The organism is Longimicrobium sp., assembly GCA_036389795.1.
Lineage (GTDB): Bacteria > Gemmatimonadota > Gemmatimonadetes > Longimicrobiales > Longimicrobiaceae > Longimicrobium.
In genome coordinates this window covers 1-23,583 of the sequence record DASVWD010000267.1, presented here as the reverse complement: position 1 = coordinate 23,583, position 23,583 = coordinate 1, and the positions used below count along the sequence as shown (strand labels likewise).

The window sequence follows — 23,583 nt, the reverse complement described above, 5'->3', positions numbered from 1 at the left end:
AAGCACTAAGGACTAAAACCGGTCCGGCTGGATGCCGTAGATCGCCTGCAGCAGCGAGAGCGCCACGAAGCCGATCAGCCCGCCGAACACCACGATCATCGCCGGCTCCACCAGCCTCATCAGCCGGTCCAGCCCGCGCTCCAGCTCGCCCTCCATGGCGCTGGCGGCCCGCTCCAGCATCTCCGCCAGCCGGCCGCCCTCCTCGCCCACCTCCACCATCTGCACGAACAGGAAGGGGAAGCTCCCCGCGCGCCTGAGCGACGCCGCCAGCCGGTCGCCCGCGCGCACCTCCTCGCGCGCCCGCAGCACCTCCTCGGCGACCGCCGCGTCGGCCTGCGACTCGGCCGCGATCTCCAGCGCCGGGAGGATCGGCAGCCCGCTCGCCAGCAGCGTCGAGAGCGTCCTGGCCAGCCGCGCCGACGCCAGCCGGCCCCGCATCGGCCCCACGATCGGGAGCCTGAGCAGCACCCGGTCGACCGACGCCCGCCCCTCGTCGGTGGCGCGCGCGGCGGAGACCAGCATCGCCAGGACGACGGGCGCCAGGAGGAGCGCCCACCACCACTCGGAGACGAACTGGCCGGTGGCCAGCAGCAGCGCCGTCGAGCGCGGCAGCGCCGAGCCGGTGTCCTGCAGCAGGGTGACGAAGCGCGGGAGCACGAACACGAAGAGCACCACCAGCGCCCCCGCGCCCACCGCCACCATCACCGCCGGGTAGATGAGCGCCGAGATCAGCCGGGCGCGCAGCGCCTGCTCGCGCTCCATCTGCACCGAGAGCCGCTCCAGCGCGTCGGCCAGGTGCCCGCCGCGCTCGCCGGCCCGCACCATCCCCACCGCGAAGCGGGGGAAGACGCGCGGGTGCGCGGAGAGCGCGTCGTCCAGCCGCGTCCCGCCGCGCACCCGGTCGCGCACGTCCAGCACCGCTGCCGCCACGTCGCGCCGGGCGACCACGCGCGAGACCGCCGTGAGGGCGCGGTCCAGCGGGAACCCCGCGTCCATCAGCGTGGCCAGGTAGCGGATCGCCTCCACCACGTCGGCGCGGCGCGAGCGGAAGCCGGTGCGCCGCTCCTCGCCCGCCGAGCGCGCCGTGGCGGGCGCCACCTCCAGCGGGTAGAGGCCGCGCTGGCCCAGCACGCGCTCCAGCGCGGCCGGGCTCTCGGCCTCCTCGACCCCGCGGACGGTGCGGCCCGCCGCCGTGGCGGCGCGGTAGGCGAAGGCGGGCACGGGGCCTACTTCCAGCCCAGGATGTCGGCGTCCTCGCCCTGGCCGCCCTCGCGGCCGTCGCGCCCCAGCGTCAGCAGGTCGTAGCCGTCGGGGTTGGCCGTACCCGGCGCGCGGTAGAGGTAGGGGCGGCCCCACGGGTCCAGCGGCACGTCGCGCTTGAGGTACGGCCCGCGCCAGTCGCGCGGGAGCGGGTCGACATTCGGCTTCGTGCGCAGCGCCGCCAGCCCCTGCTCGGTGGTGGGGTACTGGTCGTTGTCCAGCCGGTACGCGTCGATCGCCGCCGAGAGCATCTCGAGCTGGGCGCGCGCGGTGGAGTCCTTGGCGCGTCCCACGTGCTGGAAGACGTTGGGCGCCACCAGCGTGGCCAGCACGGCGATCACGATGATCACCACCAGGATCTCCACCAGGGTGAACCCCGCCGTCCCCCGGACCCGCTTCATGTTCCGCATGGCCTCACGCTCCGCTGCTGCTATTTGAAAACGACTGAACCGCTCGAACCGCGCACCGCTCGTCTTTCGCACTCCGCACTTTGCACTTCGCACTTCGCACTTCGCACTACGGGTTTGGGCGTGTCCCTCCGCTGCGCTCCGGGCCGGGCTGCGCGCGCCGTAGGGCACGATACGACCGTGCCCAACGGCGCCGGGCCCGGTCGTGCCAAACCCCCGGCACGCCCGGTCCCGGCCCTTCGGGCGCGCATCCCTCACGCAACTGCAGGGGACAGGGAACAGGGTACAGGGAACAGCCAGCGCCGGATTCCCCGCCTCCCGCGCACGGGCCGTCATCCGCCGGGCGAGGCATGCCTCGCCCCTACGAATCACCCCCGTCTCCCGCACCCAGCTCCGTCGAGTACCCTCTCCCGAAGTTGGGAGAGGGTGGCGACGCGGTAGCGGCGCCGGGTGAGGGCCCCCCGCCTCGCACCGGCACCCGTCAGTCACGCCGAATCCCGCAGTTCCGTACCTCGTACCTCGTACTTTCCCCACCCCCCGTCACCGGGGAACGTGGGGACGCGCCTGTCAGGCAACCCTCAACACCTCGTCCGGCGTGGTGACCCCCGCGGCCACCTGCCGCCACCCGTCCGCGCGCAGGGGGCGCATTCCGCGTTCCAGCGCCACGCGGCGCAGCGCGTCGGCGTCGGGGCGGCGCAGCAGCTCGCTGCGGATCGGGCCGTCCACCGTGAACAGCTCGTAGAGGCCCGTGCGGCCGCGGTAGCCGGTCCCCCGGCACGCCGAGCAGCCGCGCCCGCGGCGGACGCGGTCCGCCGGGAAGCCGGCCTCCGCCATCTCGCGCGCCACCGCCGGCTCCGGCGCCTCCGCCTCCGCGCACTGCGCGCACACCTTGCGCACGAGCCGCTGGGCCAGGACGGCTTCCACCGTGCTGGCCACCAGGTAGTCGGGGACGTTCAGGTCGACGAGCCGCGTCAGGGCGCCCGGCGCGTCGTTGGTGTGCAGCGTCGAGAGCACCAGGTGGCCGGTGAGCGCCGCCTGGATGCAGATCTCCGCCGTCTCGGGGTCGCGCATCTCGCCCACCAGCAGCACGTCGGGGTCCTGCCGCAGGATCGAGCGCAGCGCCCGCGCGAAGGTGAGCCCCACGCGCGCGTTCACCGGCACCTGCGCCACCCCCGGCAGCTCGTACTCCACCGGGTCCTCCACCGACACGATCTTCTCGCGCCCCGTGCGGATGCGGTCCAGGAGCGCGTAGAGCGTGGTCGTCTTCCCGCTCCCCGTGGGCCCGGTCGAGAGCAGCACGCCGTGCGGCCGCTCCGCGAAGCGCAGGAGGGAGGCCAGCGTGTCGTCGCCCATCCCCAGCCCGGCGACGTCGATGCGCTGCCCCTCGATGTCGAGCAGGCGCAGCACGACGCTCTCGCCGTGCAGGGTGGGGAGCGTGCTCACGCGCACGTCCAGCTCGCGCTCGCCGGTGCGCAGCCGCACGCGGCCGTCCTGCGGGAGGCGCCGCTCCGCGATGTCCAGCTCGGCCATGATCTTCAGCCGGCTCACCACCGCCGCCCGCAGGTGCGGGGGCGGCGAGGGAGCCGGCTGCAGCACGCCGTCGATGCGGTAGCGCACGCGCATGGCGCGCGGCTCCGCCTCCAGGTGCACGTCGCTGGCGCCCGAGTCCACGGCCTCAGCCAGCAGGAGGTTCACCAGGCGCACCACGGGCGCCTGGTTGGCCATCTCCTCCAGGTCGTGCGCCACCGCCTCGCCGTCGGACTCCAGCGACCCGCCGGCGGAGAGGTCGGCCACCAGCCCGGCCGCCGTGGAGTCCGACGCCACCGCCCGCCGGATGTCCTCCAGCAGCTCGTGCTCGGGGACCTGGCGCAGCTCCACCGGCGCCCCGAAGAGCACCTCCAGCTCCGCCACCGCCTGCGGGTCGGGGCGGCCGGCGCACGCCACCACCAGCCGCCCGTCCTCGCGGCCGAGCGGGAGGAGGCGGTTCTCCTCCAGGTACTCCTGCGTCAGCGTCTCGCCCAGCCGGGCGAGCGGCGCCGGTCCCCCCTCGCTCACGGCTGCGCCTGGAACGAGATCGGCGAGTGGTCGCGCAGCCCCAGGTTGTGCGAGGGGATCTCGAAGGCCGCGTAGTAGACCCCGGCCTCCGGGATGTCGAACTCCACCTCGTACACCCCGCCGCCCACGGCCTTCGCGTCGGCGCGCATCTGCCACCCCGAGGTGGAGGCGAGCTGCACGCGCAGGTCGGTGAGCCCCTCCAGCGCCGCGCCGGCGCGGGTGTCGGTCACCCGGAAGCGCAGCGCGTTCCTCCCCACCTTCAGCGCGCGGCCGCCCTCGGCCACCGCCTCCACGCGCACCGAGTGGCCCGTGTTCAGCGACGGGTCGGGCTGCACGGTGAAGCTGTAGCACCCCAGCACGTACGGGTCGGGGTTGCGCAGCACCAGGTCGTACTCGCCCGCGCGGTCCATGCGCAGGGTGGCCGCGTACACGCCCGGCTCCACCTCGCGCACGTGGCGGCTGATGGTGCGGATGGCGCGCGGCTCGAACGAGTACGTGGTGAGGCCCCCGTGCGGCACGGGCATCCCCTCCATGTAGTGGTACGAGTAGATCATCCGCTCCTTGGGGTTGGCCGCGTAGATCGCGTCGTGCATCCCGGGCTGCGAGATGATCACGTCGCCCAGGTGGTCGCCCGCGATCGCCCCCGGCGCGTTGCTCCCGGCGGGGAAGTAGTCGTGCGGCCCCACCGCGCCCCCCGTGGGGTTGGCCAGCGGGATTAGCGCCACCGAGGCCGTCCCCGCCGCGCGCACGTAGGCGAACGAGCCGGTGAAGGCCACCTGGTCCGGCTCGGGCGCCCCCGACAGCGTGCGGACGATGCGCCGGTCCACCACGTCCAGGATCTGCATGACGCCCTCGCGCGGGTTCAGCACGAAGGCCAGCCGCCCCCCGCGCGCCGGGCCCATGTCGTGCCCCGCGTGCCCGGCCGGGTTCATCGGCTCGGGCGCGAAGCGCAGCGAGCGGATCCCCGGCTTGAAGGTGACGCGCTCCACCACCGCCTTGCGGGCGGGGTCCACCACCGCCACCGTGCCGTCGCCCTCGTTGACCACGTAGGCGGCGCTGCGCACGGCCGACCAGGCCACGTCCACCGGCTGCTGCCCCACCTCGGCCTCGCCGATCGGGCGCAGGCTCCGCGCGTCGAACACCGAGAGCGTCCCCGCCGCGCGGTTGGCGACGAAGGCGTACGCCCCGTCGTCGCTGAACGCCAGCGCGTGCGGCCCGGCGCCGGCCGGGAGCCGCTGCACCACGGTGCCGGCCAGCGCGTCGACCACCGCCATCCCCCACGCGGCGCCCTCCTGGGTCGAGACCCAGACGTAGCGCCCGGCCGGGTCGATGCGCACCACGGTGGGGTGCGGCAGGCGCAGCGTCTTCGTCACCCGGAACGAGTGCGTGTCGACGATGGAGAGCGCGCCCGAGTCGGGCGAGCTCACGAAGACGCGCCGGTCGTCGGGGGTGGCCGCCCAGTCCTCGCCGGGGCTGGGGAGCGGGATGGCCGTGAACAGCTTGGTGCGGCCGAAGCCCTTCACCGGGTCCAGCACGGCGATCGCCGGCTGGCGGGCCATGGCCAGCACGTAGTGCCCGTTCAGGTCCTCCACCGGGGTGGCGATGGAGATCTGCCCGTGCTTGACGTGCAGGCCCGCCTCGGTGAAGGTGGCCACCTTCTGCCGGCACTGCTCGAGCGTGGTGGCGCCCTCCTCGCGGCGCACGTCGATCCACGCCGTGGGGTTGAGCCCCGTGGCCGGGCGCCCGGTGACCGGGTCCGTCAGCCGGAGGCGCACCTCCATCTCCTCCTTCTCGCGCGGGGCCCGCCGCTCGGCGGCGCCCACGGGCCCGAACGAGAACTCGGCGCGCAGCACGGTCACGCCCGAGTCGGGCCGGGCCGGCGCGGCGGCCGCCGGCTGCGCGGGCGCCGCCTGGTGGCCGGCGTGCGCGGCGTGCGGGTCCGGCTGCTGCGGCTGCGCGGGCTGGTGCTGGTGCTGCTGGGCCGCTCCCCGGGCGGGGAGGGCGATCACGAATGCCGCGGCGACGGACGCGGCGCGAACGGACGGGTGGACGCGGATCACGGCTTCACCTCCTGGGGACCGCTTGCCGGGCGCGAGCGGCGCCCGGTTGCAGGAAGAGACGACGAACGCCCGCCGCCCCGGGTGGGGAGCGACGCGGGCACGGCACCGCTGGTATGCCCAGTGGCGCCTTAGGAACTCATCAGGACCCCCGGCGTCCGGCCATCGGCGCCCCGCCCCCGGCGGCCGTGCCCTCGGCCCGGTACACCGTACCGGTCGAAAGTGTGGAGTGATTCCTGACAGTAGAAAGTAGAGCAAAAGGCGCATTCGCGCCAGTGCCCCGCATCTGCCGACGCCGCACCACTTTGTGAACTCCGTAAAAGGGTGCGCGGCTCAAGCACTTGCGCGGTACAAGGCAACGACGTGTACGGACGTTTACTCTGCTGGATCGCGCGTGTTTTACGCCGTTCGCGGCTCCATTTCAGAATATTGGGTCGGGAACGCGGAAGATGTTGGGAGAGAATGTTTTTGGACGTCAAGCAGGAATTTACATGACGTTAAAAGTCGCGTTAACGCCAGCAAAGCTTCTCCCCGGCATCAATGGGCACATGCCGACATTCCGGGGGTCCGACCAGGCCGAACCGGCAATCGAACCCGGAAGCGGGCCGCACCCGGTCTCGGGCGGTTGAAACCGCTGCAACAACCACACGAAGTCCGCCTGCGCGGACCAGCGGGCTGCGCCCGCGCGCTTCGCGCCTGAAAGCCGGCCTGCCCGCGCCGAACGCGGCCTCCGCGCCGAACCAGCCTGCGAAGGCAGGCTTCTCGCCGTTGTTGCCGCGGATTCATCCGCCCGGCGCGGGGCCGCCTCGAACCGACGATCCCGTACCTGTGACGGGTCTCAGGACGACGGGGGAGGAACGCGGCCGACGGAGGGAAGACGCGGCCGGGAGGGGAGACGCGGCCGGGGAGCGCGCTAGCGGGGGGTGAAGACGCTCACGCCGCCGGGGACGGCGCGGGCGAAGAGGGGGGTGTGGCCCAGCAGCTCGCCGTCGGTCTCGGTGACCACGGCGGGGTCCGAGGCCACGGTGACCTCGCGGGCCTGGAGGTAGAGCATGCGGTCGTTGCCGCCGTAGCGCTTGCGGTACATGCGCCACACCAGCCCCGCCGCGTGCGAGAGCGACCGGGGCGCGAAGATGCACACGTCCAGCTTGCCGTCGCGGTGCGAGATCAGCGGGCCCAGGCGCAGGTTGAGCGCGGGCGGGTTGGAGACGATCAGCCCCATGTTGGCCACCAGCACCATGGCCGCGTCCACCTCCATCGGCTCCCCGTCGGCCTCGATGCGGTAGCGGGTGAGCGGCGGCGTGAGCCCCACCTTGAGCGCCGCGTACAGGTACGCGCCGAACCCCCAGCGGTCCTTGAGCTCGCGGGTGGCGTAGGAGACCAGCGCCGCGTCCCACCCCACCCCGGCGGCCACCGCGAAGTAGCGCCCCTCGCCCACCTGCCCCAGGTCCATCGGCAGCGCCACCCCGTGCACCACCGCGTCCACCGCCGCCTCCACCGAGCGGGGGATCCCCAGGTTGAACGCCACCTGGTTCCCGGTGCCCTTGGGGACGATCCCCAGCGGCACCCCGGTCCCCGCCAGCCCCGTGATCACCTCGCCCACCGTGCCGTCGCCGCCGACCGCCACCACGGCGCGGTAGCCGGCCTCGGCCGCCTCGCGGGCGAAGCGCTCGGCGTCGCCCGCGCCGCGCGTCTCCACCACGTCGAAGCCGGCGCGGCGCACCGCGAAGGCCCCGGCCAGCAGGCGCAGCACGCGGTCGGAGTCCGCCTGCCCCGCGGCGGGGTTCAGGACCACCAGGTTGCGCGCGGCGTACGGCCCGGGGGCCGGCTCCAGCAGCGAGAGCGGGTCCAGGGCGGCTATCGGACGGTCCATTCGTCGCGCCTGGGCTCGCGCCCTTCCCATTCCTGGCGGAACCGCTCGAAGCCCGGGCGGCCCATGATCCCGTAGGTGAGCTCCTTCCCCAGCTCCACGCCGGGCTGGTCCAGCGGGTCCACGCCGTAGAAGAAGCCCGCGTACACGGTGGCGATCTGCAGCAGCATGAACAGCCCCCCCACCGAGCGGGCGTCCACGCGCGGCAGCTCCAGCGTCATGTTCATCCGCCCCCGCTTCGCCAGCGCGGCCTCGGTGGCCAGGCGCTCGGTGTCGAGCAGCTCGCCCAGCGTGTGCCCACCCAGGTACGCCAGCTCGTCCAGCTCGCCGTGCAGCGCGGGGATCGGCAGGTCGCCCTCCCGCTCGCGCGCGGCCAGGAAGGTGATGGTCTTGTCGAACGGCCCCTCCACGTACAGCTGCACCTGCGAGTGCTGGTCGGTGGCCCCCAGCGCCTTCACCGGCGTGGGCCCGGCGAACACCTCGCCGCCGCCGCGCGTTTTCTGCTTCCCCAGGCTCTCGGCCCAGAGCTGCCGGAACCAGTCGGCCACGTCGCGCAGGGGGTCGGAGTAGGGCATCATCACGTGGATCGGCGCGCCCTTCTCCGTGTCGGCCAGGTACTGCAGCGCCGCGAACATCCCGGCCGGGTTGGCGCGCAGGTCATCCGTGTCGCAGCGGCGCGCCATCTCGTCGGCCCCGGCCAGCAGCTCGCGCACGTCGATCCCCACCATCGCGGCGGGGAGGAGCCCGACGGCGGAGAGCACGGAGAAGCGCCCGCCGACCTTCGGGGGGATCGGCAGGGTGGCGATCTCCTCCTCGCGGGCGATCCGGCGGAGCACGCCCTTCTCGGGGTCGGTGGTGAAGAGGAGGTGGCGGCGGTAGCCCTCGCCCATCTCCCGCTCCAGCCGCTCGCGGACCACCAGGTACTGGCTCATGGTCTCGGCGGTGCCGCCGGACTTGGAGACCACGTCGAAGAGCGTCTTCCCCAGCTCCAGCCGGTCCAGGAAGGGACCGATGGTGGCCGGGTCGACGTTGTCGAGCACGTGCAGGCGGGGGAAGAAGTCGCGCTCCTCGCCGGAGAGCTCGTTCCAGGCCGGGTGCAGGAGCGCCGTGCGGAGCGCGATGGTCCCCAGCGCCGACCCGCCGATGCCGAGGACGACCAGGTCCGAGAACGCCTGCCCCGGCCCCTCGGCGAAGGCCTGGATGGCGTCGACCGTCGCGGTCTCGCCGGGAAGCGCGTAGAAGCCCAGCTCCCCCGACTCGCGGCGGCGCGCGGTGTCGGCGTGCGCCTCGCGGAAGCGCGCGGCCATGCGCTCCAGGCTGGCCGGGTCGATCCCGTGCTCTCCGCCGCCCAGGCGCGGCGCGAGCATGTTGTTGTAGTCGAGGGTGATCGAGTCGCCGGGCATATCCTTACCTGCAGTCCTTGGTGCGTTGGTCCTGAGTCCTGAGCGCCAGGTGCTGAGTACTTCGTGCTCGACACGGCTCCTGGCTCGGGCGGCGGTCCCATCGTAGAGCGGATGAATCCGCGGCTACAACCACAGGAAGCCTCCCTGCGGAGGCTGCACGCCGCCTGCCGTGCGTCGATTCGAGTACCGCCGCGGGGCAGCCACGGGCGAGGCAGGCCTCGCCCCTACGACCGATCTCGCCCTGAACACTTTCGCACTTTCGCACTTTCGCACTCACGCACTTCTCAAACCTCCACCTCCAGCCCATCGTACGCCGCCCGCACCCCGGCGGGCAACCGGCGGTCCAGCTCGGCCTGGCTGGTGCGGTGGCTCAGGTGGGTGAGGTAGGTGCGCTCGGCGCCCAGGCGCCCGGCTGTCTCGCACGCCTCCTCCACGCTGAAGTGGTTGGGGTGCGGCTCGCCCCACCAGAGGGCGTTCAGCACCAGCACGCGCACCCCCCGGAGCGCCTCCTCGGTGCGCGGGGGCAGCCGCTTGGCGTCGGTGATGTAGCCCAGCCCGCCCACGCGGAAGCCGTGCACCTGCGCGTCGCCGTGGGGGACGGGGAGGGGAAGGAGCTCGAACCCCGCCGCCCGCACCGGCTCGTACGAGCGGAAGTCGTGCAGCTCGGCCTCGGGCTTCGACGTCCCTTTCAGCGGGGGGACGGTGGGGTCGAAGACGTAGGCGAAGCGCGAGACCAGCGTCTTCCTGTCCCGCTCGTGGGCGTAGACGGGCAGCGCCTGCCCGCCCTGCCTGGAGAACACGCGCAGGTCGTCCACCCCGTGCACGTGGTCGGCGTGCGTGTGCGTGTACCACACCGCGTCCACCCCGCGCACCCCCGCGGCGATCAGCTGCAGCCTGAGCTCCGGCGGCGTGTCCACCAGCAGCGTGCGGCCCTCCTCCTGGAGGAGCGCCGCGTGGCGCGTCCTCCGGTCGCGCGGGTCGCCGGAGGCGCAGACCGCGCACCGGCACCCGATGACGGGCACGCCGAACGAGGTGCCGGTGCCCAGGAAGCGGAGCCTCATGGTGCGAAAGTGCCGAGTGCGAAAGTGCGAAAGTAACGGCAACCGCCGAGAGGCGCACTTTCGCACTTTCGCACTCTCGCACTCTCGCACTTCAAAGCTGTTCCACCTGCAGGAGATTCGTCGTCCCCGCCACGTGCATGGGGCTGCCGGCGGTCACCACCACGCGGTCGCCGCGCCGGGCCAGGCCGCGGCGCAGCGCCTCCTCGCGGCCGCACGCCAGCTGCTCCTCGAAGGTGGACTCGCGCGAGCAGAGGATCGGGACCACCCCCCACACCAGCGCCAGCTGGTTGTAGGTGCGCACCTGGTCGGTGAGCGCCAGCACCGGCACCGGCGGGCGGAAGGAGGACACCACCCGCGCCGTGCTCCCGCTGCTGGTCATGGTGATGATGAGCGGGGCGGAGAGCCGCCGCACCGCCTCCACCGTGGCCCCGGCGATGGCGCGCGCCGTGGGGACGTGGCCGTCGGGGCCCGCCTCGATCGGGAAGTCGTAGTGCGGGCCCCCCTCCAGGATGTGCGAGTCCTCGATCTCCTGGGCGATGCGCACCATCGACTGCACCGCCTGGATCGGGAACTTCCCCGTGGCCGTCTCGGCCGAGAGCATCACCGCGTCGGTGCCGTCGATGATGGCGTTGGCCACGTCGGAGGCCTCCGCGCGCGTGGGGCGCGGGTTCTCGATCATCGACTCCAGCATCTGCGTGGCGGTGATCACCGGGCGGCTGGAGAGGTTGGCCAGCTGGATCATCCGCTTCTGCGCCAGCGGCACGCGCTCGAAGGGGAGCTCCACCCCCAGGTCGCCGCGCGCCACCATCGCCGCGGCCGAGGCCTGCAGGATGGCGGGGAGGTTCTCCAGCGCCATCCCCTTCTCCACCTTCACCACCACCAGCGGGCCGCCCTCGGGGATGCGCCGCGCCAGGTCGCGCACGTCCTCGGCCGAGCGCACGAACGAGAGCGCCACGTAGTCCAGCTCGTGCTCCAGCGCGAACTCCAGGTCGCGCAGGTCCTTGGGCGTGAGCGAGGGGATGCTGATGCGCGTGCCCGGGAGGTTGATCCCCTTGCTGGAGGTGAGCTCGCCGCCGTGGATCACCCGCATGGTCACCCGCGGCGGCTGCACGTCGGTGACGATCAGCTCCATCAGCCCGTCGGCCAGGAGCACCACGTCGCCCACCTCCACGTCTTCGGCCAGCTCGGCGAAGGTGGTGGGGAGCTCCCCGGCCGCGTGCTCGCCCTCGGGGGCGAAGGTGACGGCGTCGCCGGGCCGGAGCTCCACCGGCTCGGGGAGCACGCCCACGCGGATCTTGGGCCCCTGCAGGTCGCCCAGGATGGCGATCGGGCGGCGCGCCCGCTCGGCGGCCGCGCGGACGTTCCGGATGGTCTCGGCGTGGCGGTCCAGGTCGCCGTGCGAGAAGTTGATGCGGGCCACGTCCATCCCCGCCTCGATGAGCGAGTGGATGCGCTCGGGCGACCAGGACGCGGGGCCCAGCGTACAGACGATCTTGGTGCGTCGCTGCATCGAGCTCCCAGGAAGGCGGCAACGTCGGGCTCGCCGCGGCCGCGGGCGAAGGACCGCACCCGCCGGGCGCGGTTCGAGACGACAAACTGCCCCCTGCCGCGCGGCGGCGGCAAGGGGCAGAAGACGATGCGTAACCCGGGAGACGAGCGGAGGGCGATGCGCTCGTCTCCAATCCGTACGGCGGGAGTCAGGCGGCCGACTTCCCGTCCTTGCGCGGCTCGGTTTCACCCGGCGAGATCAGGCGATCCCGGAACTGCTCCTGATCCTTCATCAGGTACTCACCCAGCTTGACCGGGTCGTGATCGAACTGCGCCGAGATGCGCATCCGAATCTCCCGGATCGGATCCACGATCGGATCCCAGGGCTCAGGGTCACTCATCGGCTCCTCCGATCAACTGCCGTGGCGTGACGATGCTGGGTACGAACAGCCCGAGCGCTTCGTTCACCCGTCTAATGTGCTCGAATTTGTTCTCGTTCGCCAGATGCCGCATGTTCCACGTCACCAGGTACTCACACCTGTGGAAGGATGCGAATGCCAGGTGGTATGCGTCTGTCGGCGGGACGGCCGGCATCAGCTTCTGGTTCAGATATACCTGGACGGTACTGATGATCTTTGGGGTCGAGCGCAACAACGGTAGTTCCCGCACGAGCGAAAGCCATTCTTCCCGTCGCTCAGCCGGACCCGCGGAAAGCTCCTGAATGACAAGCCGGCTGGTAACCAACTCGTACGTTTCTCCCGCGCTCGACCACCAGTGCCGCGTCGCCGCTCTCTTCGCGGCTACCTTGGGGCCGCCACGCCGTTCGTGGTAAGCGCTTGGGATCGTGGTCTCAATGTAGGCGCGGGGACGTGGCATCCGCCCATTCTATGCACCTCGCCCGGCGTGAAAAAGTGAACGGGCCCAGATCCACAGAACACCGCCACCGCACTTACAATCTGTCACCACGCTGGCGTGAACTGGACGGAGCGGAGGCGGCCGCAGCGCCGGCTGGGCGGCGAGGGCGCGTCACCCCGAGCGCGAAACGTTCAGGTCGCGCACCAGGCCGTCGTGGAGGCCGTAGATCCAGCCGTGCACGGTGAGGTCCTGGCCGCGCTCCCAGGCGCCCTGCACGATGGTGGTCTGGCAGACGTTCGCCACCTGCTCGGTGACGTTCAGCTCGCAGAGGCGGTCCAGGCGCGCGGCCGGAGCCGTGGATTCGAGCTCGGCGGCGTGCTTCTGCTTCACGTCCTGCACGTGGCGCAGCCAGTTGTCGATCAGCCCCAGCCGGGCGTCTTCCAGCGCCGCCTGCACCCCGCCGCAGCCGTAGTGGCCGCAGACGATCACGTGCCTCACCTTGAGCACCTCGACGGCGAACTGGAGCACCGACAGGCAGTTGAGGTCGGTGTGCACCACCACGTTGGCCACGTTGCGGTGGACGAACAGCTCGCCCGGGAGCAGGTCCACGATCTCGTTGGCGGGCACCCGGCTGTCCGAGCAGCCGATCCACAGGTACTCGGGCGACTGCTGCCGCGCCAGCGTGCGGAAGAACTCGGGGTCGCGCTCCACCGTGCGGCGCGACCAGGCGCGGTTGTTCTCGATCAGGTGCTCCAGTCCGGGCATCGTCTCTCGAATGGATAGGGGTACGCTCAGCCGGGCCGTCGCGCGCGCAGGGCGTCCACCAGCGCGGGGAGCACGCGGCCCGCGGCGCCCTGCAGGAAGACGTCGGCCAGCGGCGTGAGCTCGCTGGGGTCGGGGTTGACCTCGACGATCCGCGCGCCGGAGCGGCGGGCCACGTGGGGGAGCTCGGCGGCGGGCCACACGGTGCCGGAGGTGCCCACCAGCAGCAGCACGTCGCACTCGCCGGCCAGCCGCCACGCGCGCTCCACGGCCCGCTCGGGGAGCATCTCGCCGAACCACACCACGTCGGGCCGGAGCGGCGAGCCGCAGGCCGGGCACGGCGGCGGGTCCTCCTCGCCTCCGTTCGACGCCGGGAGCTCGCCGCCGTACGGGTGGCCGCGGTCCAGGCACTTCACGCGGCGCAGGCTGCCGTGCAGCTCGATCACGTCGCGCGAGCCGGCGGCGGCGTGCAGCCCGTCGACGTTCTGGGTGACCACCGCGAGCGAGGGGACGAGCGCCTCCAGCTCCACCAGCGCGTGGTAGCCGGGGTGCGGCACGGCCTCGGCCACCTTCCCGCGGCGCCAGGCGTACCAGCTCCACACCCGGCGCGGGTCCCTGCGGAACCCCTCCTCGGTGGCCAGCTCCTGCGGGTCGAAGCGCGCCCACAGCCCCTCCATGGCGTCGCGGAAGGTGGGGATGCCGCTCTCCTTCGACATCCCCGCCCCGGTGGAGGCCACCACGCTCCGCGCCCCGGCCAGGAACCCGGCCGCCCGCGCCAGTCCCTCGGGCGTCATGCTGGCATGCGGTTCAATTCAAGACTCATCCCGACACGTTGTCATCCTGAGGGAGCCGCCGCACCGAACCCGCTCTCGCGACGAAGCCCGGCGGCGACCGAAGGATTTACTCACCCTGCCAGGTGGCTTGATCATTTGCGCCCCGTCCGGCCGCCGGGTTGCCTCAATGGCGAATCCGATTGAAACGGGCGGTCAAGGATCGCGCCTGGCCGGCATCCGTGCCGCTGCCGCGCCCAACCCACCTGCCAGGGTGAGAAGATTCTTCGGCCCTGCGGTCATCCGTGCGGATGCTGGTCCCGTGTGGCCGGGCCTCAGAATGACAGCCGAAGGGAGAGGCCGGCTCTTCAACCAAGTCCATCACGCGCCGTCTCCGGAGACCCGCCGCTCACGACGCGTCCTCCTCGCGGTGGACGGCCTCGCCGCCGACCATCGTCAGCAGGCAGCGCATCTCGCGCAGCTCGTCGGGCGGGCAGGAGAGCGGGTCGCGGTCCCAGGCCACCAGGTCGGCGTCATGGCCCGGGAGGAGGCGGCCGCGGCGGTGCGCCTCGCCGGCGGCGCGCGCGGGGCCCTCCGTGTACGCCCGGAGCGCTTCCTCGGCGGTGAGCGCGTTCTCGGGGAACCACTCCCCCGCGGGCCCGCCGTCCCAGCCGACGCGCTTCACCGCGGCGAACAGGCCCAGGCGCGGATCGACCGTCTCCACCGGCACGTCGGAGCCGAAGGCCAGCGTGGCCCCCGCGCGCAGCACGGGCGCGAAGGCGTAGGCGCCGCGCGAGCGCTCGTGCCCCCAGTGCCGCTCGGCGGCGGGGATGTCGGTCATCAGGTGCACGGGCTGCATGGAGGCGACCACCCCGGATCGGCCGGCGCGCTCCCACAGGTCCGGCGGGCAGAGCTGCAGGTGCTCGACGCGGTGCGGCATCGCCGGCGGGGGCGGGACCGTCCCCAGCACCTCCAGCGCCAGCTCCACCGCCGCGTCGCCGATGGCGTGCACCGTGGCGGAGATCCCGGCCGCGGCCGCGCGGCGCACCGCCCCGCGGAACTCTTCCGACGGGAGCGTCTGGATGCCGCGGTCGCCGCCGGTGCCCGCGTACGGCTCGCGCATCCACGCCGTGCGCGAGCCCAGGGCCCCGTCCAGGAACATCTTCACCCCGCCCACGCGCAGCCGCTCGCCCCCGAAGCCGCTGCGCACGCCCACCTGGATCGCCGCGTCGAGGCGGGGCAGCGGGATCGCCTGGAGGACGCGCAGCCGCAGCAGCCCCTCGGCGTCGAGCGCGGCGAAGTCCTCCATCCCGGTCACCTCGACGGAGTGCAGGCCGGTGAGCCCCAGGCGGTGCACGCGACGCTGGGCCTCCAGGAGCGCGTCGCGGCGCTCGGCGGGCGTCTCGGGCGGCAGGTGCCGCTCGGCGAGCGCCATCGCCTTCTCCAGCAGCACGCCGGTGGGCTCGCCCGTCTCCGCGTCGCGCACGATCTGCCCGCCCTCGGGGTCCGGCGTGTCGCGCCCGACGCCCGCGCGGCGCAGCGCCTCGGTGTTCAGCCAGGCGCCGTGGATGTCGTGGCTCTGGAAGTAGCACGGCCGCTCCGGGCAGACGCGGTCCAGCTCCGCGCGCGTCGGCAGCCTCCCCCAGCGGTGCGCGTCCCACCCGAGCCCGCGCACCCACCCCGTGCCCCGCGCCGCGTGCGCGGCTATCCGCTCCAGCGCCTCCTCGACGGTGCGCGCCGCGTTCAGGTCCACGCGGGTGAGCGAGAGGCCCCAGGTGGTCAGGTGCACGTGCGCGTCGGTGAGCCCCGGCGTGACGTACGCCTCCCCCAGGTCCTCGACCAGCGCGCCGCGGCCCGCCAGCGACTCCATCTCCGCCCGCGACCCCGCCGCCGCGACCCTCCCGCCGCGGATGAACAGCGCCTCCACGGGCGGCTGCCCGCCGAGCACGTGGATGCGGCGGGCGGCGAGGACCAGGTCGGGCTCGGGCGACGGATGCATGCGGCGCGGCGGCGGTTCGGGGCGGATCGGGATCGGCGGCGGAAGATGGCGACCCGGCCCGACGACGGAAAGGCTTCGGCGTGCTTCGACGGACGTCGGCGCGGCCGCGGGTGGGTGCCCCCTCCCCCGCGCGGCCCTCGGCTGCTCGTTCCTCGCAGCCAGGGGGCGCGCTCCCCTCCCCCGCTACGCGGTAGAGGGGAAATGCAGCCTTGTTTTCGCGTGGTGCCCGGGAGAGATGCGCCGATCCCGCCTCCGCCCAGCCCGAAGGGCTTCCCGTAGTTCCAGCGAGCGTCTTCAGGCGCTCGTCCTCCGGCGCTTCCCTTCCCGGCGCTCGCCCTCCCGCGCTCGTCACCGGGCGCCCGACCGTCTAGCCCGACCCTTGCGACAGGGCGCGGCGGCAACGATCTTGGCGCGCTTCCTCGGCCCGGGCTCAATGGAATACGAATACGTCGACACGCAGGAGGGGCTCGCGCGGGTGGTCGAGCGGCTGCGCGGGGAGCGGCTGGTGGGCGCCGACACCGAGGCCGCGGGCTACCACCGCTACTTCGACCGCATGAGCCTGGTGCAGCTCTCGGGCGGGGCCGGCAACTTCCTGGTCGACCCGCTGGCCGTGCGCGACCTGTCGCCGCTGGCGGCCGTCTTCGAGAACGACCACGTCGAGACCGTCTTCCACGACGCCGACTACGACCTGCGCATCCTGGACCGCGACGCGGGTCTGCGTGTGACGAACCTCTTCGACACGCAGATCGCCGCGGCCTTCCTGGGCGAGCGGGCGCTGGGGCTCGGCAACGTGGTGGAGAAGTACCTGGGAGTGCGGCTCCCCAAGGAGCACCAGCGGGCCGACTGGGCCGAGCGCCCGCTCTCGCAGGGGATGAAGGAGTACGCCGCCGCCGACACCGCGCACCTCCCCGCGCTGCGCGACCGCCTGCGCGCCGAGCTGGAGCGCAGGGGGCGCCTCGCCTGGGCCGAGGAGGAGTTCCGCCGCCGCGAGCTGACGCGCTGGAGCGAGCCCGACGACGCCCGCGAGGCGTTCATGCGCGTCAAGGGCGCCCGCGACCTGTCCCCGCGCGGCCTGGCGATCCTGCGCGAGCTGCACGAGTGGCGCGAGGGCGTGGCGAAGGAGCTGGACCGCGCCACCTTCCGCGTGCTCTCGAACCAGGCGCTGCTGGAGATGAGCGCCACCGCGCCGCAGAGCACGCAGGCGCTCACGGCCGTCACCGGCGTGTCGGAGGGAATGGCGCAGCGGCGTGGGCGCGAGCTGCTGGCCGCCGTCCGCCGCGGCCTGGCGGTGCCCGAAGACCAGCTCCCGCGCTGGCCGCGCGCCCCGCGCTGGGAGCGTGACCTGGAGCTGGAGGCGCGCGTGGAGGCGCTTAAGGCCGCGCGCAACCGCCGCGCCGAGGAGCTGGAGCTGGACCCCGGCTTCCTCATCTCGCGCAACATGCTGGAAGAGGTGGCCCGGGCCCAGCCGAAGACGCCCGAGCAGCTCGCCGAGGTTCCCGGCGTGCGCCGCTGGCAGGTGGAGGCCTTCGGCGAGGCGCTGCTCAGGGCGCTGCGGTAGCGCGCGCCGGCTGAGCGGAATGATGTCATCCCGAGGGGCGCGGTAGCGACCCGAAGGATCTACTCGCCCCGGCTGGTGGGTCGCCATCGGCGCGTGAGTCGTCGGGCGAGATACGGATCTTGAGACGAAGAACGTCAGAGGTGGCGGATGCGTGAGATCACGGACGACGGCGGGCGGGTCTGGCAGCCGGTGGCGGTGGAGAGCACGGTGGCGCACCTGAAGAAGGGGGCCACGCTCGCCTTCCGCCCGACCGACGACCCCACCGCCGAGCCGGTGCGGACGGCGATCGCCTTCAACAGCATGGCGGCGGCCGAGTTCGCCATCGGCACGATGAGCGAGAAGGACCTGAAGCGCCGCCTGGAGTGGGCCAAGACCGACGCGGGAATCCACTGACGCGTCCCGGCCGAGGCGAGCGTCGCCGGACGAGATCGGTTGGTGGGAGGGTCGACGGAGAAGAGAAGGGCGGGCCCCGTGCGCGGGAGCCCGCCTTTTCTCGTTGGCAGGTGGGGCTGGGCGGTTGAAACCGCGGCAACAACCACACGAAGTCCGCCTTCGCGGACTCCCTCGCCGGGATCCGCGCGTCGGGCGGGCCTCGGCGCGGTGACCGGGTTCTCCGCCGGTCAGAACCGGCGCAGCGCGGCGCGCGCGGCCTCGCGGATCTCCGCGCGCGGGTGCTCGCGGGCGATCGAGTCCAGCGGGCGCCGGGCGTGCTCCTCGGGAAGGCGGGCCAGCGCGTCCACGGCCGCGCGCTGCACCTTCGCGCTCCGGTCGCCGAACGCCGCCAGCAGCAGGCTCTGCGCGGCGGCCGCGGGCGGGGCGTTCTCGCCGATCCGCCGCACCGAGAGGGCGCGCCCCTCCTCGTCGCCCGTCAGCGTCACGTAGCCGGTCGCGCCTGCGCCGGCTCCCGCGCGGGTGGCGTACCCGATTCCGCCCGCGGTGCTCGCGGTATAACCGGTCCCCGAGATGCGTCCGTCGCGGCCGAGGGTGATGGTGCAGCCCGCCCCGCACTCCACGTCGCCGCCCGCCGAGGTGCGCAGCGCGGTCCCGCGCGACGAGCCGGCGCGGCGGATGCGCACGTCGCCGTTCACGGCCGCCACGCGCACGGTGTGGCGGCCGCTCCCGGTGCGGCCCCGGGCGCGGACGTAGCGGCGCGGCGTGCCCTGCCGCCCGTCCCAGTCGTTCGTCTGGGTGACCTGGAGCGGGAAGTCGCTGACGATCCGCACCGGCGCGTGGCTGCGGGTGTAGGCGGTCTCGACGTCGAAGTCGCCGCTGAAGTCCGCCGGGAGGGTGAGCGTCACGGCGCCGTTCCCGGTGGAGATCTCCACGTCGCCGCCGCCCACGAGCCGCACCGTCACCTGTCCCGCGCCCGTGGACGCCCGCGCCGAGCCGTCCACCGCCTCCAGCACGATCTCGCCGCCGCCGGTGCTCACGTTCACGTCGCCGCCGGCGGGTCCCACGTGGACGGCGCCCCCGCCCGTGCTGATGTTGGCGCCCTCCGGCGCCTCGGCCACGTCCACCCGCCCGCCCGGCTTGCTGATGTTCACCTGGCCGCGGGCCTGCCCGTACCCGCGCGTGGAGGCGCGCGTGCTGCGCCTCTCGAGGTCGGCGAGGTCGTGCAGGTCGTTCAGGTCCGCCGCATCGGCCGCGTCGGCCATGTCATCCAGGTCGCCCAGGTCGCCCAGGTCGGCGTGGATGGTGTTGGTGCCGTCTCGCGAGGAGTGGATCACCGCGCCGCCCTCGCTGTCGATGTCCAGGTCGCCCTGGTTGCCGCTCAGCACCACGCCGCCGCCCTCGGTGCGCAGGGTGCCGTCCAGGCGCGAGCGGGAGATGGCCGCGCCGCCGCCCTCGGTGGTCATCCGCACCGTCCCGCGCGCTCCCGTGAGGGCCAGCCCGCCGCCCTCCGTGCTCCCGGTGAAGGTCCCCGTCACCCCGTCGATCTGCAGCCCGCCGCCTTCGGTGGTGCCGGCCACGTCGAAGCGGCGCGGCACGCGGATCTCGACGTGCTCCCCGCGGACGTGCTCGTGGTGGCTCCCCACGTGGCGTGAGCTCACCTCGATCCCGTTCGCGGTGCGCTCGGCGAAGTAGCGGACGCGCTCGCGGCCCGGTCCGCGCACCTCGGCCCGCACGTGCACCGCGTCGCGGTCCCAGGCGATCACCCGCGCGGTCGCCCCCGTCTCCAGCCGCAGGACGAGCCGCTCTCCTTCGCGCGCGGGGAGCTCGCGCTCGTAGACGCCCTGCTGCGCCGGGCCCGCGGACTCGGCGGGGCGGGCCGCGGATGCCGGGGCGGCGGGCGATTCGGCCTTCTGCGCATCCACCGCGCGCGCCGACGGCGACGCGGCGTCGCCCGGGCGCATGGCGGAAAGGGGGAGGACCAGGAGGAGCGCGGCCGCGGCGGCGCCGAGCGCGGCGGGGCGGGTGAGCGCCCGGCGGCTGCGCACCCCGTCCAGCACCGCCAGGAGGCGCCCCTCGAGCTGCGACGGCCGCGCCATGCTGACCGCCACGGGCCCGGCCAGCGCCGCGGGGCGGAAGGCGCGCGCCACCTCCAGCAGGTGCGCGGCGTACTCGCGGGCGCGGGTCCCGGCCGAGAGCACCCGGTCGTCGCACGCCAACTCGCGCTCCACCCGCTGGCGGCGCGCGGCGTACCAGGCGCCCGGGTGGAACCAGTAGAGCGCGCACGCCACCGCCGAGAGCGTCTGCGTCAGGCAGTCGCGCCGCGCCACGTGCGCCAGCTCGTGCAGCAGCACCACGCGCCGGCGCTCCTCGGGCCACTCCAGCGCCTCGTCCGGCAGCAGCACCACCGGGCGGCGCGTCCCCCACGTCATCGGCATGGTCGCGCGGGCGCTGCGCAGCAGGGTGACGGGACGGTCGACGTCCAGCATCCACGCCAGGTCGGCCAGCAGCGCCCGCCACCCCTCGTCGTCCAGCGGCCGGGCCTCGCGCGCCAGCCGGACCAGCCCCCAGCGGCCCAGCGCCAGCCGCGCCAGCAGCGCCAGCACCCCCGCCAGGTAGACGCCCAGCAGCAGCATCCCCGGCGCGATGCCCCCCGCCGAGGCCGCCGCGGCGCCGCGCGCGCCCCGCCCGAACTCCGGCGGCACCGGGTCCGGCGCGCCCTCCGCGGCGTACACGGGGACGCTGCGCTCCACCGCCAGCGGCACGTAGTCGCCGGTGATCACCACGGCCGGGAGGGGATACGCCGCCGGCTCGGGCGCGCGCACCTCCACGAAGTTCAGCCGCCAGCCGGGGAGCGTGGCGGAGAAGAGCGGGAGCGCCAGCAGGCCGCACGTGGCCAGCGTCCACACCAGGTGCCGCGTGGCCGCCGAGGCGCGCAGCCGCGCCAGCACGACCGACGCGAGGCCGGCGGCGGCCAGCAGCAGCGTCGCCTTGACCAGCACCGCCAGCGGGAAGGCCGCGTCGGGCGAGAGGGGGAGGGGAGCGCTCATCGGTCGTCTTCTCCGGGGTCGCGTGCCTGGTCCAGGAGCGCGGAGAGCCGCGCGTGCTCGTCGTCGGAAAGCGGCTGCCCGCCCAGGTCCAGCAGCGCGGCCACGGCGGATTCGCGGGAGTTGTCGAAGAAGGTGCGCAGCAGGTGCTTGAGCGCCGAGCGGCGGGCCTCGTCGGGCTCGGTGGTGGGGAGGTAGACGTAGCGCGGGCCGTCCTGCTCGTGGCGCAGGTAGCCCTTCTCCTCCAGCAGCCGCAGCATCCCGCGCACGGCCGAGTAGCTGGGGGGATCGGGAAGCTCCGCCAGCACCTCGGCGGCGGTGGCGCGCCCGAGCCGGTAGACGGCGTCCATGATCTGCCGTTCGCGGCGGCCCAGGTCCAGGGGAGGGGATGGCGGCATGCGGTCTCCCGGTGTCAATGGACTGACATAGTGTCAGTACATTAGCACACGGGGTCCGGGCGGTCAAGGATGATGTTCGGGGGAGGGTGAATCCCGCTGAATCGGGAGAGACCGCAACGGAGAACCACGATTCGCGCCCGCGCCCTGGAGCCCCGTATCGGCCAGGCATTCGATCAGCTCGAAGGAGGGTTGCCTCAAATCAGTTCGGGCCATACCTTGTGGGACCCCCTGTTTCCTCCTCGTTCGACCTTCCCAGGCTGGAGAAGCCCGATGCGATTCTCGGTGGCGTTCGGAACGCTACTCACGCTGTTCACCCTCGCAGCATGCGAAACCGCGAACACCACGACGAACATGAAGGACTTCCACCCGACCGTAATGGTGCAGCGTGACGCCAGCTACCGTCTGACGGAGACCGAGCGGCAGCAAATCCGTCGCGGGTTCGATATGGAGGCCCTGGAGCGGCTCCTGTCGCATGTGCGCCCGGAACAGCGCGACTCCCTGCTCGCCGCGTTTCGCATTCCGCGGAGCGGCGAGGCCTTCCAGGAGCTCTGGTATCTCGGCGACCCCGGACTGCAGGAGATTCTGGAAGAAGTGTGGGCTCCCGTTTGGGAGCATCGGACGGTGGAGGAAATCGAGGCGGACGAGACTGACCGACCCGGCAAACGGCTGGCAATCGCGCGGCGCCAACGCGGCCACAGCTGATCTGAATTCCGCACCTGCCTTCCCCTTCTCATGCGAAACGGATCCTATGCGCGCTCTACAGGACTTTGTCCGGGTATGCGCCCTGTGGTGTGTCCTGTTCGGCGCCATGGCTGCGCGAGCGGATGCGCAGTACCAGCAGTACGAACGGATGGCCTGCCCGCGGGAGCTGATCAACATGTACATAGACAAGGCTTCCGCGCGAACAGGCATCGAGTACACGTTTCGAAGTGATTGGGTGAACGCGTCTGCATTGGGATTGACGCAAGCCTTCTTCGACCCGAAAGGCGACTGGTGGGTGCCGCTCATTTCAGAAAACAGGCGTGCGGCATGGGATGATGCGGGTCTATACGTCTCCTGTCACAAGCTTGTCTACTACCGCTCCAACGGTACGAATCGACCGCGTTACGCCCATATTCAGAGTCGAGTACACCGAGGGCGAGGTTCGCGAAATCAACTGTGACACCTCGACGGATGAAGGACTCTACGAGGTCGGCTACACGCCCTACGAGGACGGTTCCCCCACGCCCAGCACCTGTGGAGGCGGGACGGGAGGGAGCGGGACCACAGGCGAGGACCCGGGCAGCGGCACCCAGTTCTATCCTGGCGACTACACTGGTGGAGAAACGGTGGATTGGGAGACCGGCAAGGGCAACGGCGGGACCAGCGCGTGCGGCGACAAGGCCGTCGTCGAGTACGTCTGTATCGACGTGTACAACGAAGAAACCGGTCAGTGGGAACAATGGTCATGCGGGTATGCGACGACCTGCTGAACCGACGAACCAATGAGCTTCCAACGACACCTTACGGAGAACCAATCCATGACCAGGCGCTCCATGCTACTGCTCGCGGCAGCTCTCTTCACCCTCTCCGGCACGGGGGAGGTACGTGGCCAGCAAGCGTCGCCCTCGAATCGCCCCACCCGCGTTCCGGTGACGGTCGTGCTTCTGGACCAGCTTCCACAGGCGGATGCTCCGTTCCTGGTGCAGCGCAGGCCGGACGTGAGCCCGCACGACGTGATCCTGCTGCGCTCGAATGCCACGCGGGAACAGCTCTCCGACGCCATCCGAGCGCTGCTGGTCATTCGCCAGGTCGGAGGGGATACGGCGACGCAACGCGCGACCATGCGGATGCGCCCCGATCAGGTGCGCAGCGGCCCCCGGCGGGAGTTCCCGTGGGTTTCGCGCGTTCTCGCGGACCTGCGGCGGGCCGCGCCGCAGGAAGTCGCGGGATACGGGAACGTTCGCGCGGTGGAAATCTGGCTCCCGCCTCAGCACCGGCGCGGAACGCGGTGAGGTCGTCGATCCCGGGCGGTTGGGTCGTCCGTGTGCCCGGGAACTACCATAACGGCGGAACTGCGGGTTCGGGCGTGTCCCTCCGCTGCGCTCCGGGCCGGGCTGCGCGCGCCGTAGGCCTGCAAACAACGCAGGCCAACGGCGCCGGGCCACCGCCGCCACGAAACCCCTGTGGCGGCGGCGTCCCGGCCCTGTCGGGCGCGCATCCC

19 protein-coding genes and 1 pseudogene are annotated in these 23,583 nt (G+C 72.8%); 5 read left to right on the top strand and 15 right to left on the bottom strand.

The window, feature by feature from the left end; all coding sequences use genetic code 11:
* Positions 1-12 precede the first annotated feature (12 nt).
* From VF746_30630 to VF746_30570, 13 genes and pseudogenes are all read right to left on the bottom strand, one after another.
* Complete coding sequence (locus VF746_30630; GenBank protein HEX8696814.1) at positions 13-1,221, bottom strand: type II secretion system F family protein; 1,209 nt, start codon at positions 1,219-1,221, stop codon at positions 13-15.
* A gap of 5 nt (positions 1,222-1,226) precedes the next feature.
* Entirely contained in the window at positions 1,227-1,670 is a 444-nt protein-coding gene (gspG, locus tag VF746_30625; GenBank protein ID HEX8696813.1) for a type II secretion system major pseudopilin GspG, read from the bottom strand.
* 564 nt (positions 1,671-2,234) lie between these two features.
* Positions 2,235-3,722 (bottom strand): GspE/PulE family protein, encoded by a 1,488-nt coding sequence (locus VF746_30620; protein ID HEX8696812.1) that lies wholly within the window; start codon positions 3,720-3,722, stop codon positions 2,235-2,237.
* Complete coding sequence (locus VF746_30615; protein ID HEX8696811.1) at positions 3,719-5,782, bottom strand: YncE family protein; 2,064 nt, start codon at positions 5,780-5,782, stop codon at positions 3,719-3,721. Before VF746_30615 ends, VF746_30620 begins: the two co-directional genes overlap by 4 nt.
* Positions 5,783-6,692: 910 nt before the next feature.
* The gene (locus VF746_30610; protein HEX8696810.1) at positions 6,693-7,652 is read right to left on the bottom strand and encodes a diacylglycerol kinase family protein; all 960 of its coding nucleotides are present in this window, start codon (positions 7,650-7,652) and stop codon (positions 6,693-6,695) included.
* A complete protein-coding gene (locus VF746_30605) occupies positions 7,637-9,052 on the bottom strand; it encodes a glucose-6-phosphate isomerase (protein HEX8696809.1) in 1,416 nt (471 codons plus the stop codon). Before VF746_30605 ends, VF746_30610 begins: the two co-directional genes overlap by 16 nt.
* Positions 9,053-9,336: 284 nt before the next feature.
* Positions 9,337-10,113, bottom strand: coding sequence for an MBL fold metallo-hydrolase (locus VF746_30600; GenBank protein HEX8696808.1), 777 nt, complete (start codon positions 10,111-10,113; stop codon positions 9,337-9,339).
* Positions 10,114-10,204: 91 nt separating this feature from the next.
* Positions 10,205-11,623 carry a pyruvate kinase gene (pyk, locus tag VF746_30595; protein HEX8696807.1) on the bottom strand — a complete coding sequence of 473 codons (1,419 nt, stop codon included), beginning with the start codon at positions 11,621-11,623 and terminating at the stop codon, positions 10,205-10,207.
* A 187-nt stretch (positions 11,624-11,810) separates the two neighbouring features.
* The gene (locus VF746_30590; protein ID HEX8696806.1) at positions 11,811-12,002 is read right to left on the bottom strand and encodes a hypothetical protein; all 192 of its coding nucleotides are present in this window, start codon (positions 12,000-12,002) and stop codon (positions 11,811-11,813) included.
* Positions 11,995-12,477 (bottom strand): type II toxin-antitoxin system VapC family toxin, encoded by a 483-nt coding sequence (locus VF746_30585; protein ID HEX8696805.1) that lies wholly within the window; start codon positions 12,475-12,477, stop codon positions 11,995-11,997. Before VF746_30585 ends, VF746_30590 begins: the two co-directional genes overlap by 8 nt.
* A 156-nt stretch (positions 12,478-12,633) precedes the next feature.
* Positions 12,634-13,221, bottom strand: a pseudogene (gene can / locus VF746_30580) (carbonate dehydratase).
* 26 nt (positions 13,222-13,247) lie between these two features.
* Entirely contained in the window at positions 13,248-14,012 is a 765-nt protein-coding gene (locus VF746_30575; protein ID HEX8696804.1) for an NAD-dependent deacylase, read from the bottom strand.
* A 385-nt stretch (positions 14,013-14,397) separates the two neighbouring features.
* Positions 14,398-15,987: an amidohydrolase gene (locus VF746_30570; protein ID HEX8696803.1), complete on the bottom strand. Its 1,590-nt coding sequence runs from the start codon at positions 15,985-15,987 to the stop codon at positions 14,398-14,400.
* Positions 15,988-16,420: 433 nt separating this feature from the next.
* Here VF746_30570 and VF746_30565 point away from each other — a divergent pair, with 433 nt between their 5' ends.
* The gene (locus VF746_30565) at positions 16,421-17,545 is read left to right on the top strand and encodes a ribonuclease D (protein ID HEX8696802.1); all 1,125 of its coding nucleotides are present in this window, start codon (positions 16,421-16,423) and stop codon (positions 17,543-17,545) included.
* Positions 17,546-17,692: 147 nt separating this feature from the next.
* The gene (locus tag VF746_30560; GenBank protein HEX8696801.1) at positions 17,693-17,938 is read left to right on the top strand and encodes a hypothetical protein; all 246 of its coding nucleotides are present in this window, start codon (positions 17,693-17,695) and stop codon (positions 17,936-17,938) included.
* A gap of 227 nt (positions 17,939-18,165) precedes the next feature.
* Here the strand turns inward: VF746_30560 and VF746_30555 are convergent, their stop codons facing one another.
* Positions 18,166-20,985, bottom strand: coding sequence for a M56 family metallopeptidase (locus VF746_30555; protein HEX8696800.1), 2,820 nt, complete (start codon positions 20,983-20,985; stop codon positions 18,166-18,168).
* A complete protein-coding gene (locus VF746_30550; GenBank protein ID HEX8696799.1) occupies positions 20,982-21,380 on the bottom strand; it encodes a BlaI/MecI/CopY family transcriptional regulator in 399 nt (132 codons plus the stop codon). Before VF746_30550 ends, VF746_30555 begins: the two co-directional genes overlap by 4 nt.
* 270 nt (positions 21,381-21,650) lie before the next feature.
* Between VF746_30550 and VF746_30545 the strand changes: the two genes are divergently transcribed.
* The 3 genes from VF746_30545 (at position 21,651) to VF746_30535 (ending at position 23,374) form a co-directional block, all read left to right on the top strand.
* Positions 21,651-22,082 carry a hypothetical protein gene (locus VF746_30545; GenBank protein HEX8696798.1) on the top strand — a complete coding sequence of 144 codons (432 nt, stop codon included), beginning with the start codon at positions 21,651-21,653 and terminating at the stop codon, positions 22,080-22,082.
* A gap of 332 nt (positions 22,083-22,414) precedes the next feature.
* Positions 22,415-22,852 carry a hypothetical protein gene (locus tag VF746_30540; GenBank protein HEX8696797.1) on the top strand — a complete coding sequence of 146 codons (438 nt, stop codon included), beginning with the start codon at positions 22,415-22,417 and terminating at the stop codon, positions 22,850-22,852.
* 48 nt (positions 22,853-22,900) lie between these two features.
* Complete coding sequence (locus VF746_30535) at positions 22,901-23,374, top strand: hypothetical protein (GenBank protein HEX8696796.1); 474 nt, start codon at positions 22,901-22,903, stop codon at positions 23,372-23,374.
* Positions 23,375-23,583 lie beyond the last annotated feature (209 nt).

Bases quoted from the DNA above. Each gene is read 5' to 3' on its own strand.
- VF746_30565 (HEX8696802.1), top strand. From the start codon at position 16,421: ATGGAATACGAATACGTCGACACGCAGGAGGGGCTCGCGCGGGTGGTC.
- gspG (HEX8696813.1), bottom strand. From the start codon at position 1,670: ATGCGGAACATGAAGCGGGTCCGGGGGACGGCGGGGTTCACCCTGGTG.
- pyk (HEX8696807.1), bottom strand. From the start codon at position 11,623: ATGCAGCGACGCACCAAGATCGTCTGTACGCTGGGCCCCGCGTCCTGG.
- VF746_30585 (HEX8696805.1), bottom strand. From the start codon at position 12,477: ATGCCACGTCCCCGCGCCTACATTGAGACCACGATCCCAAGCGCTTAC.
- VF746_30605 (HEX8696809.1), bottom strand. From the start codon at position 9,052: ATGCCCGGCGACTCGATCACCCTCGACTACAACAACATGCTCGCGCCG.
- VF746_30575 (HEX8696804.1), bottom strand. From the start codon at position 14,012: ATGACGCCCGAGGGACTGGCGCGGGCGGCCGGGTTCCTGGCCGGGGCG.
- VF746_30570 (HEX8696803.1), bottom strand. From the start codon at position 15,987: ATGCATCCGTCGCCCGAGCCCGACCTGGTCCTCGCCGCCCGCCGCATC.
- VF746_30610 (HEX8696810.1), bottom strand. From the start codon at position 7,652: ATGGACCGTCCGATAGCCGCCCTGGACCCGCTCTCGCTGCTGGAGCCG.
- VF746_30560 (HEX8696801.1), top strand. From the start codon at position 17,693: ATGCGTGAGATCACGGACGACGGCGGGCGGGTCTGGCAGCCGGTGGCG.
- VF746_30600 (HEX8696808.1), bottom strand. From the start codon at position 10,113: ATGAGGCTCCGCTTCCTGGGCACCGGCACCTCGTTCGGCGTGCCCGTC.
- VF746_30590 (HEX8696806.1), bottom strand. From the start codon at position 12,002: ATGAGTGACCCTGAGCCCTGGGATCCGATCGTGGATCCGATCCGGGAG.
- VF746_30545 (HEX8696798.1), top strand. From the start codon at position 21,651: ATGCGATTCTCGGTGGCGTTCGGAACGCTACTCACGCTGTTCACCCTC.
- VF746_30535 (HEX8696796.1), top strand. From the start codon at position 22,901: ATGACCAGGCGCTCCATGCTACTGCTCGCGGCAGCTCTCTTCACCCTC.
- VF746_30550 (HEX8696799.1), bottom strand. From the start codon at position 21,380: ATGCCGCCATCCCCTCCCCTGGACCTGGGCCGCCGCGAACGGCAGATC.
- VF746_30540 (HEX8696797.1), top strand. From the start codon at position 22,415: ATGATGCGGGTCTATACGTCTCCTGTCACAAGCTTGTCTACTACCGCT.
- VF746_30555 (HEX8696800.1), bottom strand. From the start codon at position 20,985: ATGAGCGCTCCCCTCCCCCTCTCGCCCGACGCGGCCTTCCCGCTGGCG.